The 399-nt window shown below is 28.3% G+C and carries 1 protein-coding gene; it reads left to right on the top strand.

Annotated elements, in window-relative coordinates:
• Positions 1-334: 334 nt before the first annotated feature.
• Positions 335-399, top strand: a 65-nt coding sequence (locus KGF46_RS19795; RefSeq protein ID WP_139042749.1) for a helix-turn-helix domain-containing protein, incomplete at its 3' end; no start/stop codon positions are given.

Below are 399 nucleotides of genomic sequence, written 5' to 3'. Positions count from 1 at the left end.
CGGATAATGCCGAAGGATAAGATATAGTCTGTGCTTGCATGAAAGTGTAAGAAGTTCATAAGAGAACTGCATAGGTAATAGCGAACTTATGTGAACGACAACCTCAAAAATGATAAAAGTTAAGACTTATGGTTCTTACATATGTTATTTAGAAATAAATATAAAAACCTTCAAAATGCTTGTTTTAAATAATTACATTTGTTAATGTTATTATGGGTGATGAAAAATGGAAGTGACTCATGGGATATGCATATTTAGTACAATACCATATAGTAAGGTGTGTAAAATATAGATATCCAATATTAATATAATCATAAAAAATAAGTAAAGTGAGGTGGTAGTAGTGGAAAAAGCTTATAAGTTTAGAATGTATCCAAATAAAAAACAGCAAGAGTTAAT

Source organism: Clostridioides sp. ZZV14-6153 (assembly GCF_020657855.1).
Lineage (GTDB): Bacteria > Bacillota > Clostridia > Peptostreptococcales > Peptostreptococcaceae > Clostridioides.
Note: the sequence above shows the minus strand (reverse complement) of the source record. Positions and strands in the feature narration are given on the sequence as shown.